Raw genomic sequence first — 14,543 nt, 5'->3', positions numbered from 1 at the left:
ATAACCGTGCAAGTTTTATTCGTAGTCATATATTTATACATATTTTTACCGTCTCTTACGCATGTTTTAGTTTAGAAATTATGGCATTAGGACAATCACTACAACAGAAACTTTTACAGAAATTATCGCCCCAGCAAATACAGCTGATGAAGTTACTACAGGTACCTACGGCCAATCTTGAAGAGCGGATTAAAGAAGAACTGGAAGAAAACCCTGCGTTGGAAATGGGCGAAGACGAGGACAACAAGGAAACCGCCGATGAGATGAAGGACGAATTTGAAACGCCTGAAAATGACGATTTTGAAGTGGACGGCAGTGCGGAGGAATATGAAGACCCAGACGTAAGCGAATATATAGTAGATGATGACGGGGAAATTGCCGACTACAAGGTAAAAGACGACAACTACCCAGAAATGGACGACAAGCAAACCATACCCATGAAGCTTGAAAATAGCTTTTTTGATTTGGTGCTGAACCAATTGGGTATGTTGGAGCTAGATGACCACCGCTTTAAAATTGCCGAGCAGATTGTGGGCAGCCTAGACGATGATGGCTACCTGCGCCGTGATTTAAGCTCCATTGCCGATGACCTTGCTTTTAGGCAAAATGTAATGACAGACGAAAAGGAAATTGAAAGCATTATAAAAGAAATACAACAGTTTGACCCACCGGGCGTTGCTGCCCGGGATTTGCAGGAATGCTTGCTGCTGCAATTAAAGCGCAAAAGCAGCGAAGGTATTGGGGTGCAATTGGCCATAGAAGTATTGAGCAAGTATTATGACGAGTTCATTAAAAAGCACTACGACAAAATACAGCGTGGGCTGAATATTAATGACGAGCAGCTAAAAGAAGTAGTACATCAAATCATAAAGCTGAACCCAAAACCGGGTGGCAATATTGGCGAGATGAACAAGGCCGAAAGCTATATCGTGCCTGATTTTTATGTGTTGAACAATAACGGCATGTTAGAAATTTCCTTGAATGCCCGAAATGCACCCGACCTAAAAATAAGCGAGGGGTACAAGGAAATGATGAAGGAATACGACAAAGGCAGCAAGAAAGACAAGCGCCAGAAAGAAGCCGTTATTTTTATCAAGCAAAAAATAGACAGTGCCAAGTGGTTTATTGAAATGATACAGCAGCGGCAGCAAACACTGCTTTCTACCATGGGTGCCATCATGCACCACCAAGAAGAATTTTTCCTCACAGGCGATGTACTGGTGATGAAACCTATGATTTTGAAAGACATAGCTGAGCGTACTGGCTTGGATATTAGCACCGTGAGCCGTGTGGCCAACAGCAAATTTGTACAGACTGAATTTGGCACTTACCGCCTAAAATATTTCTTTAGCGAAAGCCTTAGCACCGACAGCGGCGAGGAAGTAAGTACCCGCGAGGTAAAAGAAATACTGAACAACATGATTGACGCCGAGGACAAGCACAAGCCACTGAGCGATGAATTTTTAACCGATATGCTAAACGCAAAAGGCTATAACATTGCTCGCAGGACAGTGGCGAAATACAGGGAGCAACTGAATATACCCGTGGCAAGGCTGAGGAAAGAATTATGATTTATAAGTTATGAATTATGAGTTGTTTACCATTTGTTCGCCGATGTTGTGTCTCCTGACCAACATCGTATCGAGGTTAAAAACTGCAATTGCATTTTAGGCAATTTCATTACAAAAACATTCGCACTAGATTCGTTGCTGGTCAGGAGTCACAGCAACGGCGAAAGAGTTATAAATGATAAGTTATGAATGATGAGTTGTTTACCATAATGTTTATCAAGAATTAATTTTGTCGTTCTTTTGCATGTGCCATAGGCACGGTCGATATTTTAACAATGGATTTTAATCCATTCCAATAAATATAATAATCTTCCCCCGATTTAAATCGAGGGCTATCATATCAGCCATGCCTACGGCATTTACAATAAATAAGTCATAAATGCCTAATACCTTACGCCTTACACCTGATACCTCATACTTTGTTACTATTCCCGCTAAAATAATTTCATACATCTTCCACCCTCTATTCATACCCACTTACATTTTCATGTATTTGCAGTACCAGTATCGTTTTGAATTTGCGGGCATCACAGAATGGCAGATGAAGCTAAAACTGTTTAGTACTTTTTGGATGACGGCTTTTTTCCCAGCATTTGCAGTATTCTTGTTGTGGCGATTAAAATTTAGCGACAGTATTTTCCTGGGCACGCAAAAAGAACGCATTATCCCCTATTTTATTTCCATGTTCTTTTATTGGTGGATGTACTACTTAAGCACGCGAACCTTTACCGACCAGCCAGAAGTATTGAAATTCTTCTATTTTGGCATTTTTGCAGCAGCTTCTATTGGGGTTATTATCAACAATTATATCAAAATAAGCCTGCACGGTATGGCCATGGGCGGGGCGTTGGCGGCTATCATTTTATTTTCATTTTTTTACCAAACCCCTGCTGGTTTAGCCATTTCCATAATTACTTTGCTCACAGGCATTGTATGCACCGCCCGCTTATTGGTAAGCAACCACACCAAACTGGAAGTTTATTCCGGGGTACTGCTAGGTGTTGCTTGCCAGTTAATTGGCTATTGGTTCGTTCAATTATAATAACTTGGTTTAAAGAACGGAACAACGGTTGAAGATAACGGAACAACCGTTGGAGATAACGGAACAACCGTTGAAGATAACGGAACAACCGTTGGAGATAACGGAACAACCGTTGGAGATAACGGAACAACCTTTGGAGATAACGGAACACCTGTACACAAGAAACTAAAAACTGTTAAAACTCCTACTATTAAACAATCCTTTGCTTTTCTTTGCGCCGAACCCTTATATGCTTTTGATTAATAAAGGCATTTATAATTCATAATTCATAACTCATAATTATAATGTGGTACAGGCTTGGGCATTTTGTTTTAAAAAATAGGTTGGCATTGTTAGTATTGTTAATGGCTGTAAATGCGTTTGCAGTGTACAAAGCAATCCATGTAAAAATCAGCTACGACTTTTCCCGTGCCATCCCTACCGACAATCCAAAATACATTGACTTCCAGGCTTTCAAGCAAAAGTTTGGGGAAGATGTGGGCACTGTAGTAGTGGGTATAGAAAGCAAGGACTTTTTTACACCCAAAACCTTTAATGCAGTTGCAAAATTGCAGCAAAACCTAAAGAAAGTACCCGATGTAAACGATGTATTGAGTGTACCCGATGCATTGAACATTTTGAATGATACTTTAGCCAAGAAATTCCGCACCAAGCATATTTTTCAAAATAGCTATACCTCCCCAGCTGCTTTGGATATCGACAGAAGGGTGTTTGAAAACCTGCCCTTCTACCGGGGCTTATTGTACAACCCTGCAACCAATTGCTATTTGGTAGGTATCAGCGTAAACAAAGACACCATCAACAGCAAAAGCCGCACAAGGCTTATACAGTCTGTATTGCAACCCATCCACGATTTTGAGAAAGAATCGGGCATAACGGTTCATATCAGCGGCTTGCCATACTTACGCACCATTATTGGCGACCGCATTAAAGCCGAAATGAATTATTTTATTTTAGGCTCATTCCTATTATCGGCCTTTACTTTATTCCTTTTCTTTCGCAGCATCAGTGCCACCATCATGAGTTTATTGGTCGTGGGCATGGGTGTAGTATGGAGCCTTGCCACCATGGTGCTTTGTGGCTATAACATTACCCTACTTACTGCATTAATACCACCATTGATTGTGGTAATAGGCATCCCCAATTGCATTTATTTCCTAAACAAGTACCATACTGCCTACGAGGACACGGGCGACAAAATGGAAGCCCTGAAAGTAATGGTGGGCCGCATGGGCATCGTGACCCTTTTTTGCAATATTGCGGCAGCCATTGGCTTTGCAGTGTTTGCCTTTACACGGAGCAATTTGTTAAGGGAGTTTGGCGTGGTAAGCGGCATCAATATCATGCTACTGTTTGTTATCTCCCTTGTTTTTATCCCTTCTGTGCTTAGCTATTTGCCACCACCAAAGGCCAAACATGTAAAATATTTAAACAACCCATTCCTAGAGCAGGTGTTGGTGCGCATTGAATGCTGGGTATTTGCCCATGCCAAATGGGTGTATGTGGTTACCATTACCATCACTTTATTTTCAATTGCTGGTATCTTCCGCCTTAAAAGTGAAGGGTTTATTGTGGATGATTTGCCTAAGAAAGACAAAATTTACACCGACCTTAAATGGTTCGAAAGCAATTTTGAAGGCGTGATGCCATTAGAAATAATGGTGGACACCAAGAAGAAAAAGGGGCTTATTCGCAATACCCGCCCATTAGCAAAGATTGACGAGTTTAGCCAGTATATCAACGACAAGCCCGAAACAGGCAGGCCGCTTAGTTTTGTGGAAGGATTGAAATTTGCCAAGCAAGCTTATTTTGATGGCGACACCCTTAGCTACAATGTACCCGCAGATGTGGACATGGCATTTTTAGGCAGCTACTTAAATGCAAAATCTGATAGCAGCGGAAAACCGGCCAACAACAATGCAGCTTTAAAACTCATGAGCCGCTTTATTGACAGCAACAAACAAGTAGCCCGCATTAGCGTGAACATGAAAGATATTGGCAGCCGTCAACTCCCAATCTTCCTACAAGATTTGGAAAACAAAAGCCATGAAATTTTTGATACTGCCGCTTACAAAGTAACTTTTACAGGTAGTAGCGTTACCTTCCTGGAAGGTTCATCATTTATCATCAAAGGCCTGCGGGACAGTATTTGTTGGGCATTTTTGCTGATAACGCTTTGCATGCTTTATTTGTTCCGTTCGTTTAGGATTGTGGTTTGCTCGCTTATCCCAAACGTTATACCACTTGTTATTACCGCTGGCGTAATGGGCTGGGTAGGCATCACCCTAAAACCTTCTACTGTTTTGGTTTTTAGCATTGCCCTTGGCATAGCCATAGACGTTACAATACGTTTCCTCATCAATTATAAACAAGAACTCCCACATTACAAAGAAGAGGTAGCTCCAACATTGGTGCAAACTATTAAACATACAGGTATTAGTATTATTTATACTTCTCTCGTTTTAATTGCTGGATTTATTATTTTCTGCTTTAGCAGTTTCGGCGGCACGATTGCATTGGGTTGGTTGACTTCCCTTACATTGGTAGCTGGCACTTTGACCAATTTGGTGTTATTGCCAGTGTTGATTATGAGCATGGCGAAGAAGAAGTAGGCTATTTGTTGATGAAAATAATGTATCATAAATAAAACCTATGCTGAACGGCATTACAGGGCAAACGCGTCAAATTTTTAGAAAGACAAGATTGGCTAGATTTTGATGCGCTTGCCTTGCAATGCACATCATTTTTAGTGCTCTTATCAGGGTTATTTTTTAATTTTCCTTTTTTGAAGATTGCTAATTTGATTTAACCCAGATTTTGCAGTTGAAATCTATTGCAAGCCCCAACTACTTCAAACACAAGCACTTGCTTGAATTTTTGGCTTTATCATAGTGTACTATGTTTGCAGCCAAAAAATCGGTTAAAGTGCTTGTCTATATTGCATTTTAGCCTTTCATAACGAAGTCAACTGCAAAATCTGGGTTTAACTCATTGATATACAGTTATTTAATTCATTACAGACGAAGGTTTTACAGTGATTTAATGGTGCTTCATTGTGGATTTACTGATAATTTATTGTGTATCAATGTGGATTTATCGTGTATCAATGATTATTTATCATGTATTAAAATGATTCTTTTTAGGTTTCAAAGTCCGCCTATTGATAAATCGCTGTAAATTAGTAAAGTTGTGATAATAGTCCAAAAGAGGAATCCTATATGGGGGCATATTTCCCCCATAAGTAGTCAAATTTTCCCCCATATAGGGTGAGAACAGTAGGGACGAATACCAAAATACATATTCCATTGACTAAATAGGCCGTTCCCGTCCTTCTACAATAACAACTGCTAACTCTTCACCCCTCCCCTTTCTTCCAAAATACTAGCAGCTAACAATAAGTCAATAGGACGGGTAATTTTCAGGTTTGTATATTCCCCTTCTATTAAAAGTACTTTTTGGCCAGAAAATTCCACTACTGTAGCTTCGTCAGTAAAATTTTCCTGATAGGGATGCTGGAAAGCCTGCATTAATATATCTCCCCTGAATGTTTGGGGGGTTTGCACAATCCGCACTTTATTGCGGTCTGCCACTATACTTTCATCGCCTTGGGTACTTATCCTTATGCTGTCTGTTGCCGCAACGGCAGGTATGGCGGAGCCTTTTGCCAAGGCTTGCTCATAGCAGCGTTTTATTAACCCAGTGCTAACTAGACACCTAACGCCATCATGCACAAATACAATGCTATTGCTAATATTTTTAAATGCAAGCCCTTTTTGCACAGAGTGGAACCGAGTGATGCCGCCAGCAATACAATGGATTTGCTTATTATTGAAGCCCAAAGCTATTTGTTTGCCAACAGGCAAATGTTCTGCTGGCAATACTACAACTAGTTCTATATCATGGTAGGCTTGCAAAAAAGCATTCATGGTATGACAAAGCAATGGCTTGCCCTGCAATGGCAAAAATTGCTTGGGGGTGCTTGAACCCATCCTTTGCCCGGAGCCGCCTGCCACAATCACTGCTATTTTCTTCATTTATGATGTTTCTAACATGCAAACTAAAGGTGTTTGAGTTATTTTTTGCAAATGAGTGGGCTTTTTTTAAAAAGGGTAGCTATATTTGCAGCCCAACAACAAGATTTCGTAGCTCAGTTGGTAGAGCAGCTGACTCTTAATCAGCGGGTCCAGGGTTCGAGCCCCTGCGGAATCACAGAATAAAAACATAAAGCCTTGTAAATCAATGATTTACGGGGCTTTTTTCTTTTCGGGGTAAACATAGGGTAAACAATTGCAAAACTGGCTAATTATTGATTGTTTTTAGCACATCATCTTGGTTTAACCCTGTGTAATTACAAAACTCCTGAACTGTAACTAACTGATTTTTATTTTTTTCGTGCTTCTCTTTTATTTTTTGGATAATTAAACGGCCGTATCGCTGGCTTTTGCCAGTGATAATTTGAATGTCTTTTGGGTAAATACATATCCGCTCCATACGCTGTAAAAATTTTAATACACTTTCATACACTATCTATGCCTTTCCTATGCCTTTCCTATGGATGTGCTATTGCGAAAATACGAATAAAATAACTGGCTAAATAGCCTTATTGCGGCTATATTGGCAAGAATGGCAATATGTGTAGCTAGCTGTGTTTAAAGGGCTTTATGAGTGTTTATTTTTGATATTGGAAGGCAAACAAGGCACTTGTTCCGCCTTTTTGGATGCTAGGAATTATTCATTTTTTAAACAACAAAAAAAGGATTATGGCAAAGTTAAAAGGTATTATAAAAATTCATGGTACACTTGATGATTTGACATTTTATAAAACGCAGGATGGCCACCTTGTGAAAACAAAAGGTGGGGTGAGCAAGGAACGTATTGCAACCGATGCAAATTTTCAGCGTACTAGGGAGAACGGCTCGGAGTTTGGCTCTGCGGCAAGTGCTGGGAAGCTTTTAAGGGCAGCAATTAGGACTTTGCTAATGACTACCTCCGACAACAGGATTACCTCAAGGGTAACCCAATTAATGACGATTGTAAAGGACTATGACGGTACTTCTGCAAGGGGTGACAGGAATGTGGCCATTGCCCTTAACCAGGCGGCAGCAAAAGCGGAATTGAAAGATTTTAATTTCAATATTGCCTCCCCGCTTTCTTCTACCCTTTTCAGGGCATATACAGTAAACACCACTACTGGTGTAATTACTATCACGGGGCTAACCCCTACCACGGATGTATCTTTCCCTGATGGGGCTACCCATGTATCTGTGCGGGGCGCATGGGTAAGGATTGATTTTGCTGGCAACAAAACGGAAATACAGCTTACAAATACTAGTAACCTGCCCATTAACGGTACTTCTACGAATGTTGTATTAACACCTGCCGCAGTTCCAACGGTGGTAGGCACGGGCTTGTTTTTGCTGGCAGTAGAGTTTTTCCAACAAGTGAATGCGGTGCAGTACACTTTAAAGAATGGTGCATATAATGCCCTTTCGATTATTCAGGTGGTGTAAAATATTGTAATAAGTTTAACAAATTAGCCTTCTCGTTCGAGAGGGCTTTTTTTATGCTCTTATTATTGCTAAAAGTTGCAAAATGTCGCAAAATATTGCCATCAATCGCCAAAGCAAAGCCCCTAAAAGGGCAATGCACAAAGCTGACGGCGGCCAGAGGGGAAAAGCCAAATGTACCAACCAACGGAAGGGAGCTGAAAAACACGGATGCCGGGGTAAGGACGGTGGTAAAGAGGCAGACGGCCCAGGTGCCGACCCAAAGCCAGACGGGGAACAACGGGAACGGGGAACAACGAACTGCTGAAGGGGCAAACGGCCAAACGGTGGCGGGTAACGATACGAAGCTGTTTTTGCATAACTTATTTTTTATAAGCTCCTCATAGCGCAGGCAGGTAAGCACCAAAAGGAAACGGAATAAGTCCCAACGGGTGAAAAAGAAAAACACTATAGACTCATTACCCGTATTTTTTCTTTTTCATTATGCCGTAGTCTTTTGGGGTCTTACTGGTTTTTCTGCCGTAGCTATTTTTGCTGTATAAAAAAAAGTGGTGCAAAATGGTTTGTTGTTGCCCATGAGTGTTGCTGTATGCTTGTTTAGCTGCTTTGATTGCCTGGCTTTTGTTCATTTGGCGTTATCGGTCAACATTGCTGCATGTTTTTCACTGGTCAATTGCCTGTAATTCATTCATTGTTCCGCTTGTTACATACAGACTGCCATTCTACCCTACCTGATATATAATTATTTGAAAAGAAAAAAGAGAAAAAAAGAAAGCCATTCCATTGGGCAGCCATCGTAAAAAACAAAAGGAAACGGAATAAGCCCCGAAGGGTGCGAAGCATTATGCCGTAGTCTTTTGTTTTTTAAAAGGATGGCAGCCTAGTTTTGCTGCATTTTTTTATTTTTTTTGTCTGAACCATGATTTTTAGGATTTCAAGGATTTAGCGGATTTCTTGAATTGCATTTTAAATACAATGGGTGGGCGGGAGGGTAATATTCTTTTCCTATTCCTTTTCTTTCTTCCTTCTTAGGTAAAACAGCCTTGAGCCAAACAGGTTGCAACGGCTTGGGGTGGCAAACTTGTCCATCCCCAAAAGCCGGGTGCGTGCCGCAATACGCCAATGGAGAGCAACGGAATTGGCGGCGTGCGCCTGCTGAGGGGGCTGGCCAAGACAGCCCGATAGGGCATTGGGCAGCACCGTGTCAACGCAAGGGTTTGGCGTGTTTTTTTGTTCCTGCCTTCCGTACAAAAAACATGACAAACACGCAGCCCACAGCAGGCCGCAAGGCACGCAAAAACGATGGGCAGCGGGTGGGCTGCTCCCTGCTGAAAGACCGACTGGAAGGAAGGGAAAGAGGCTGGGTGCAGCACACAGGTAGCTGCCCGAACGGAGGTAGGGTGAACTGCAAGAAGTGTGACAGGCTGCGATAGCACCCGAAGGGCAAGGCAGGTGGGGTAATACCATACAAGCGACACTACAAATAATTGCCCCTGCTGCCTTGGGCTGGCGGACTGCTTGCTGAACCCTACCGAAGAGAGACCTATTTACCTAAGACACTCCGCCCCTAGAATGGAATGGAGGGGGCGGGCTGATAGGTGGCTCTGCCACACAAAAGCTTCTTCTCTTGCATTAGGGATTGAAGTGGAAATACTTTTTTGTATCAAAAAAGATTGTAGCGAAAAGCCCGACCCGAAGGGAAATGCCCAAATCAAAATAATGATAACGGTTGTAAAGGTTCGTCCGAACCTAAGGGGGGCAAGTTTTCCCAATTAAAGTATTCTATTTTAGGTTTACCGTCTGGACGTGGTTTTGTAGTGCGGATTGAATAAACTGGCGTTGCTTCTAAATCCTCCGAATCTATCTCTACACCAATCATTTCTTTCATTTCTTCATCGGTTAAAGATTCGTCTATCCATTTGACAGCATCTTCGGGTTGCATCATTATTGGCATACGATGCTTATTGGGACCATGGTTGTGTATTTGCTTCATCAAGCTATTTGCTTCCCTAGTAATTACTGCGAATGTGCCAATTGCTTCGCCTGTTTCCAAATCAGGAATAGGCGAATAATTATAAAAGCCCAAAAGAAAAAATTGGTTACGGTTGGCAAGCCTTATGTAATAAGGCACTTTGTTTTTCCATCCTTTAATTTCCCTGTGTTCGTAGAAACCAGTTACTGCTATCAAGCACCTATTTTTTCTTAAACGATACCAAGCAGACTTTTTATCAAATATCTTTTCGGAACGTGCGTTAGCCATTTGGATACGATACTGCTTAATTTTTTCGGGTGTGTCCATATAGTCTGCTATCAAACCCCACTCGAACCCGTGTAAATGTGGTATGCCGTCCTTGCTAAGAATTACCAATGCCCTGCGGTGGGACATTGAAAGTATATGATCAGATGTAGAAAAGTCAATAGACAAATTGCCATTGATAACTATGTTTGGCAATATATCAGTTATAAATTCTACTGTTGATGCTGTAAAAGATAAATCGTGGCACATTACAATTGTTTTTCTATTTCTTCAAACTTGATTTTGATTGTACTCCCTGCAAAAGACATGCTAATATACAAAGAACCAAATTGCAAGAAAAAATCTATATGTATCACATCCCCTTTACCTGGCCTCCAACGTGTATGCTGGTACATGTAGTTATTTATTTTTTCTTTTAGCCGTGGTGTTATTTTATCCTTATAGTTTGGATAGAAATAAGGGGAATATATTTTAAAGCCTTCTGGCTGCGAAGCAGCAACCTCTAATTTGTCTTTGTGTACTTTATCATCCAAATTATAAAAGAACCTTGCATTATCTGAAGGAATGGAATTGAAATGTGCCTGTGCCTTTGAAAAATCATCGTAGGGAGAGATAAGGTAATTACCTTTTATATTCGTTTCTAAAGGATTGAAAGCATTAGGATAATTATTGCGCACAAAAAAGGTGCAACCTCTTTTAATGGTTGCATCTAAAACCTCTTTTGTGAATAGATACAATGGATTGAACATAGTTAAATACGAATGGTGAGTATTTGATTGATGTCGGTAGTGTAACAAGGTGATAACCGTTCTTGTTTTAGTTTCCATTTGCGGTTATACCCTTGTGTAGCGAAGCGAACAAGGTCTTTGCCAAAAGCTTTGTTGCAAGCATCTAAGGACTTCATCAATTTATTATCCCTTTCCCTGTTTGCAGTATCAAATAAACCTCCCTGCACCTGTGTTTCAGGAATGAGGTTTAGCATCATTACACCTACCTTTTTAAAGTTATAACCTGGGCGGTATATTTTATCTAGCCCCCACATTGCAAATTTAATCAACTCGTTTGAAGTATTGGTTGCCACATTTAGTGGGATACTAATGGAATTGAAATATTGCTTATCTGCTGTACGGTGCGTATTTGTTTGGATAAACACATTGATTAACGAAGTGCAGGACTTTTGATTTCGTAATTTGACTGCACACGAATGTGTGTAGTTTGCCAATGCCTCTGCAATGTCTTGTTTATTTGACAGTAATTTTCCGAAGGAACGGGCTGTGCAAATACCTTTTTTTGCCGGGGCTTCCAATTCCCAATCAATGCAGGGAATGCCCTTTAGTTCTGTGAGCATCCGCAAGCCCACTACTGACATATTGGTGCGAACCCAATCTTCTGATAAGGTAATGAAATCTGCGGCTGTTTTGATGCCATTTTGCAATAACCTTTTTTTGTGTTGTGATCCAATACCCCATACATCGCCTATTTTGGTGTACTGTAAAATGGCTTTTATTTTATCTGGTGTGTCTAGGCAATAAACACCTACTTCCCTATGTTCTTTCTTGGCATACCTATTAGCCATTTTGGCTAATGTTTTTGTGGGTGCTATACCTACAGAAACTGGGATGCCCACATTTTGTTTTATAGTTGTACGAATGTTGACACCTAGTGTAAAAAGTTCATCATCCTTGTACCATTCAGTATTTAGGAAAGCTTCATCAATGGAGTAAATTTCAATGTCGCCTATGAAGGTGGCCAATGTTTTTTGAACCCTATTGCTAAGGCTGCCATATAAAGTATAGTTGGAAGAAAAAACACTTACGTTGTTTTTAGTAAAAAAGTCTTCCATTTGAAAAGCCAAAGCACCCATTTCTATACCTAATTTTTTGGCTTCTTCTGAACGTGCAATAACGCAGCCATCATTGTTGCTTAGGACAACAATAGGCTTATTGTTTAAAGCTGGTTTAAACAACCTTTCGCAACTTGCGTAGAAGTTATTACAATCAATTAAAGCTATCATAGTTACACTTCAAAAGCATTTGTAATGATTTTTGTTACAGTACCCCAAATGGCAAAGTCCATATCTTCTGTGATGTGCATGGGCTTGAATTTTGGATTTGCAGGCATTAGTTTTATGCCGCTGCTATTTTTTATGAAACGCTTTATTGTAAACTCACCGTTTACAATTGCTACAACAATATTATTGTTGGCAGGTTTTATTGACCTGTCCACGACAAGCAAAGCATTGTTTGGGATGAATGCTTCTATCATGGAATCGCCCAGTACCCTGACTATATAAGTAGAAGAAGGGTGCGGCAAAAGCATGGCATTAAAGTCTATTTCTTCTTGTATATAATCTGCCGCAGGCGAAGGAAACCCAGCGGGGATTTGCTGCAAATAAGTTGCAATAGTGGGGGTATCGGTATTGGTTATACTGTAAAATGCGAAGTGTGAAGTCAATATATTTAGCATTACTAAACTAATTTATTTAGTAAAACTAGAGATTATATTGATTTGTAAGAATTTTTGTTTTGGAGAATGAGGGTAAAGAATGCTTTTATGAATAATGCAAGATGCACTTTGATTAACAACTTGCCTAGCGGAGCCAGCAAGTTGGTTTTGTTGGTGAAAGCAATAGCATGAGGTTTTAAGCCTCGTAAAACGGAACTTGTAATGTACAGCCCGGCTTGTAAGTGGAATGCCCATATTAACTATTGCCACAAAAAAACACCCTTTCGGGTTGCCAAAATTCAATATACTAGATTTGCCAACGCTGCGATGAGTGGAGATACTCGTATGATGAGCGGGAAAGGCAGCAAAGAAGGGTGAATTGTTATAGTACAGAAACTTTGCCTATAGCTTGCAGGCTAAGCAAGGCGGCTGTTTCAGATATAGAGAACGGGAAGAAAAATAGTTACTTGTTAACACTTAAAAAAATTGCGGATAAGTTGGGGGGTAGATGAAAAAGACTTCATTTAAAAACAACTTTGTAGTGTGAACAAGTCTTTATACACACTACAAAGTTGTTAACCTTTATGTTGATAAGGTTTTTACTATTAGCTTTGTAATGTGAAATATGCGAATGCCTATATTGATGAGCAGATAGAAAAACTTGGTAATACCCTTGTTTATCTTGCGAATAATGTAGGTGAATTTAACAAAACTAAAGCTTTAAAACTCCTTTTCCTTTTAGAAGAAAACTCAATTGAAGAATTTGGTGTTCCCTTCTTTGGATTTGATTTCAAAGTTTGGCAATTTGGCCCGGTTGTGCCATTGGTGTACAATGATTTTAACGAAGAGTTGAAAATATTAAGCAAATATATAAAGGTCGTTAGTCCTTCTATTGAAGAATACGAAGCTATAGCCGAATTTGATGACGGTGAATTTAGCGATAACGACCTTTATTTGTTAGATAGAATAAAGAATTTTGCAAGGCACAAGACTGCTACAGATTTAGTAAATCACACACACAAGAAAGGCTCATTGTGGCAAAATGCCGTTGATGAAAATAATTTGAAAGAGTCCTTTGAAAACAAGACTTTAAAAACAACAGATATAAGTATTGATTTTTTCACATTGGTTAAAAATGACCAGTATCTAAAGGAGCGTTACCAATCTAGTTTGGAATATATCCAATTCAATAACTATTTAAAATCATAACTTTTGTTTTCAGAAGGCCAACTCCTATACTTTACTCCTTTTAATTTCAAAAATGGTGATGAACCTGCAAATAAGTTCTTTATTGTTTTGAAAAATGTAGATGGCAATACAATAGTTGCGTCTTTACCAACTAGCAAGCCCAATCCCCCAGCTTTGATTGATATAACTCATGGGTGTATTAATAAAGATGAAAGGATGTTTAATTGCTATCTTTTTGGTGCTGGCAAAAAGGTTTGTAAAAATGGATTTTGTTTTGAATTGAATACGCACGTTTACGGAAATCAGATAAACGCTTATAACGAAAAGGATTTTACTAAAGACAACGAGCGTTGTGTCGAGGGTGTTCATTATTTTGTAAAAGGAGAGTTAACCGAGCTTGAGCTAAAAAGTCTACTTGATTGCATACGAAATAGTAAAAGCATAAAAAATAAGATAAAGAAGTACTTCCCTTCTTAACAAAACAACTAACGGGGCTAATTGCCCCTTTTTTATTACCTATCCTTGGAATAACA

At 39.9% G+C, this 14,543-nt stretch carries 16 protein-coding genes and 1 tRNA gene; 10 read left to right on the top strand and 7 right to left on the bottom strand.

Annotated elements, in window-relative coordinates:
- Window positions 1-80: 80 nt before the first annotated feature.
- The 4 genes from rpoN to ACHFIY_RS05890 all read left to right on the top strand — a co-directional run bounded on the left by rpoN (window position 81) and on the right by ACHFIY_RS05890 (window position 5,225).
- Window positions 81-1,571 carry an RNA polymerase factor sigma-54 gene (rpoN, locus tag ACHFIY_RS05905; protein WP_410845141.1) on the top strand — a complete coding sequence of 497 codons (1,491 nt, stop codon included), beginning with the start codon at window positions 81-83 and terminating at the stop codon, window positions 1,569-1,571.
- Window positions 1,572-1,950: 379 nt separating this feature from the next.
- The gene (locus ACHFIY_RS05900; RefSeq protein WP_410845140.1) at window positions 1,951-2,613 is read left to right on the top strand and encodes a hypothetical protein; all 663 of its coding nucleotides are present in this window, start codon (window positions 1,951-1,953) and stop codon (window positions 2,611-2,613) included.
- A gap of 28 nt (window positions 2,614-2,641) precedes the next feature.
- Entirely contained in the window at window positions 2,642-2,782 is a 141-nt protein-coding gene (locus ACHFIY_RS05895) for a hypothetical protein (protein WP_410845139.1), read from the top strand.
- 160 nt (window positions 2,783-2,942) lie between these two features.
- On the top strand, window positions 2,943-5,225 hold the full coding sequence (locus ACHFIY_RS05890; RefSeq protein WP_410845138.1) for an efflux RND transporter permease subunit: 2,283 nt from the start codon (window positions 2,943-2,945) through the stop codon (window positions 5,223-5,225).
- A gap of 735 nt (window positions 5,226-5,960) precedes the next feature.
- On the opposite strand, the gene ACHFIY_RS05885 is transcribed toward ACHFIY_RS05890, so the two are convergent.
- Window positions 5,961-6,647: a 2-C-methyl-D-erythritol 4-phosphate cytidylyltransferase gene (locus ACHFIY_RS05885; RefSeq protein WP_410845137.1), complete on the bottom strand. Its 687-nt coding sequence runs from the start codon at window positions 6,645-6,647 to the stop codon at window positions 5,961-5,963.
- Between the two features lie 102 nt (window positions 6,648-6,749).
- On the opposite strand from ACHFIY_RS05885, the gene ACHFIY_RS05880 reads away from it, so the two are divergent.
- Window positions 6,750-6,822 (top strand) — tRNA-Lys (locus ACHFIY_RS05880).
- 90 nt (window positions 6,823-6,912) lie between these two features.
- Here ACHFIY_RS05880 and ACHFIY_RS05875 read toward each other — a convergent pair.
- The gene (locus ACHFIY_RS05875; RefSeq protein WP_410845136.1) at window positions 6,913-7,104 is read right to left on the bottom strand and encodes a hypothetical protein; all 192 of its coding nucleotides are present in this window, start codon (window positions 7,102-7,104) and stop codon (window positions 6,913-6,915) included.
- A 269-nt stretch (window positions 7,105-7,373) separates the two neighbouring features.
- On the opposite strand from ACHFIY_RS05875, the gene ACHFIY_RS05870 reads away from it, so the two are divergent.
- Window positions 7,374-8,123, top strand: coding sequence for a hypothetical protein (locus tag ACHFIY_RS05870; RefSeq protein ID WP_410845135.1), 750 nt, complete (start codon window positions 7,374-7,376; stop codon window positions 8,121-8,123).
- Between the two features lie 82 nt (window positions 8,124-8,205).
- Window positions 8,206-8,427, top strand: a complete 222-nt coding sequence (locus tag ACHFIY_RS05865; RefSeq protein WP_410845134.1) for a hypothetical protein — start codon at window positions 8,206-8,208, stop codon at window positions 8,425-8,427.
- A 698-nt stretch (window positions 8,428-9,125) separates the two neighbouring features.
- Here ACHFIY_RS05865 and ACHFIY_RS05860 read toward each other — a convergent pair.
- The gene (locus ACHFIY_RS05860) at window positions 9,126-9,371 is read right to left on the bottom strand and encodes a hypothetical protein (protein WP_410845133.1); all 246 of its coding nucleotides are present in this window, start codon (window positions 9,369-9,371) and stop codon (window positions 9,126-9,128) included.
- Window positions 9,372-9,376: 5 nt separating this feature from the next.
- Here ACHFIY_RS05860 and ACHFIY_RS05855 point away from each other — a divergent pair, with 5 nt between their 5' ends.
- Complete coding sequence (locus ACHFIY_RS05855; RefSeq protein WP_410845132.1) at window positions 9,377-9,553, top strand: hypothetical protein; 177 nt, start codon at window positions 9,377-9,379, stop codon at window positions 9,551-9,553.
- A gap of 278 nt (window positions 9,554-9,831) precedes the next feature.
- Here ACHFIY_RS05855 and ACHFIY_RS05850 read toward each other — a convergent pair whose 3' ends face one another.
- From ACHFIY_RS05850 to ACHFIY_RS05835, 4 genes are read right to left on the bottom strand one after another with little or no spacing between them, the layout of a single operon-like run.
- Entirely contained in the window at window positions 9,832-10,626 is a 795-nt protein-coding gene (locus ACHFIY_RS05850; RefSeq protein ID WP_410845131.1) for an SOS response-associated peptidase, read from the bottom strand.
- Window positions 10,626-11,126 carry a hypothetical protein gene (locus ACHFIY_RS05845; protein WP_410845130.1) on the bottom strand — a complete coding sequence of 167 codons (501 nt, stop codon included), beginning with the start codon at window positions 11,124-11,126 and terminating at the stop codon, window positions 10,626-10,628. The genes ACHFIY_RS05850 and ACHFIY_RS05845 overlap by 1 nt, the downstream gene beginning before the upstream one ends.
- Before the next feature lie 2 nt (window positions 11,127-11,128).
- Complete coding sequence (locus ACHFIY_RS05840) at window positions 11,129-12,391, bottom strand: Y-family DNA polymerase (RefSeq protein ID WP_410845129.1); 1,263 nt, start codon at window positions 12,389-12,391, stop codon at window positions 11,129-11,131.
- A gap of 2 nt (window positions 12,392-12,393) precedes the next feature.
- Window positions 12,394-12,843 carry a LexA family protein gene (locus ACHFIY_RS05835; RefSeq protein WP_410845128.1) on the bottom strand — a complete coding sequence of 150 codons (450 nt, stop codon included), beginning with the start codon at window positions 12,841-12,843 and terminating at the stop codon, window positions 12,394-12,396.
- 597 nt (window positions 12,844-13,440) lie between these two features.
- Here ACHFIY_RS05835 and ACHFIY_RS05830 point away from each other — a divergent pair.
- On the top strand, window positions 13,441-14,031 hold the full coding sequence (locus ACHFIY_RS05830; RefSeq protein ID WP_410845127.1) for a Panacea domain-containing protein: 591 nt from the start codon (window positions 13,441-13,443) through the stop codon (window positions 14,029-14,031).
- Between the two features lie 3 nt (window positions 14,032-14,034).
- Window positions 14,035-14,487 (top strand): hypothetical protein, encoded by a 453-nt coding sequence (locus ACHFIY_RS05825; RefSeq protein WP_410845126.1) that lies wholly within the window; start codon window positions 14,035-14,037, stop codon window positions 14,485-14,487.
- Window positions 14,488-14,543: the final 56 nt, after the last annotated feature.

The sequence above is a fragment of the Parasediminibacterium schistidii genome, from assembly GCF_046546515.1.
Classification (GTDB): domain Bacteria; phylum Bacteroidota; class Bacteroidia; order Chitinophagales; family Chitinophagaceae; genus Parasediminibacterium.
This window is presented reverse-complemented; position numbering and strand designations above follow the sequence as displayed.